This is a genomic window from Microvirga tunisiensis (genome assembly GCF_009296175.1).
GTDB lineage: Bacteria > Pseudomonadota > Alphaproteobacteria > Rhizobiales > Beijerinckiaceae > Microvirga > Microvirga tunisiensis.
Genome location: NZ_VOSK01000898.1, coordinates 1 through 834 on the forward strand (window position 1 = coordinate 1; position 834 = coordinate 834).

An 834-nucleotide genomic window follows, 5' to 3' on the forward strand; every position below is an offset into this window, starting at 1 on the left:
TGGAGCGCAGCTCAATCGGCCCGGTGACGATGAGCTGATCATAAGCCTGAGCGTTGTCGAACTCGGTGATCTTCGGCGGGGCGGAGTAGCGGCCCCCCAAGATCTCCTCGACATACATCTTGGCCACGCGCTGGGGCGTCTCACGGGTGTTGTGGTCGTTCCGGTGGTCGATGCACAGGATGTCGAACAGCTCCTCCACCTTCTGGGCGGCGGCCATCATCATAGCTTCGCGCTCGGCCTCGGTGAGCGGCTGGTCAAGCGCCTCGTTGCACAGGCGTGCAAGATTCAGATCACGCGAATGGAAGTTCATCATGCCCCCGGTGCAGCAGTTATTCTGCGATTAATTTGAATGGTTGATGAGATGAATAACCAGAAGGGCGAGCGCCAGCCCGGCCAAGGTCACAACCAGTATCAGGGTGAGCCGGATTACTCTCTCATGCCGCGTTAGCTGGGCGTTGATGGCAGCCAGGTTTCGCTGCTTCGCCTGCTCATGCTTGGCCTTCTCAGTATAGTCGTAGGCTTTCATTCATGCCCCAGGCGAAGTTTTTATTTGTCAGTGTTCTACCAGTCTCCTGCCTACATGGGAAGATGGTCCGCAGAGCGCGTTAAATTGCGCGTAGGCGGCAGTATGGAACTGCTCTGAGGCAGCTACGGATTATTTACCTTGGCCGTTCCAAGATGTCTGGACCGGGAGCGTTGCGTATCAGCCGTATCCATCCGAGCGGGGCCGCGGGATTTTGGGTGCCGCGCGTGGTAACGTCGGTTCATGGAGATCGATGAGGACAAGATCGACGATGCCGTTTTGGCGCTGTTATGGCTGACGCTGCATAACGA

The 834-nt window shown here is 57.3% G+C and carries 2 protein-coding genes and 1 pseudogene; 1 reads left to right on the plus strand and 2 read right to left on the minus strand.

The genetic code is table 11. The annotated features are described in order from the left end of the window. A partial coding sequence (locus tag FS320_RS44390) for a GTP cyclohydrolase I (RefSeq protein ID WP_192926442.1) occupies positions 1-313 on the minus strand: 313 nt, incomplete at its 3' end. 27 nt (positions 314-340) lie between these two features. Then, positions 341-526, minus strand: a complete 186-nt coding sequence (locus FS320_RS44395; RefSeq protein ID WP_152718780.1) for a hypothetical protein — start codon at positions 524-526, stop codon at positions 341-343. A 240-nt stretch (positions 527-766) separates the two neighbouring features. Here FS320_RS44395 and FS320_RS51395 point away from each other — a divergent pair. Further along, positions 767-834, plus strand: a pseudogene (locus FS320_RS51395) (DUF6429 family protein); the annotation flags it as partial.

Excerpts from the sequence above, each read along its gene's own strand:
- FS320_RS44395 (WP_152718780.1), bottom strand. The coding sequence starts at position 526 with ATGAAAGCCTACGACTATACTGAGAAGGCCAAGCATGAGCAGGCGAAG.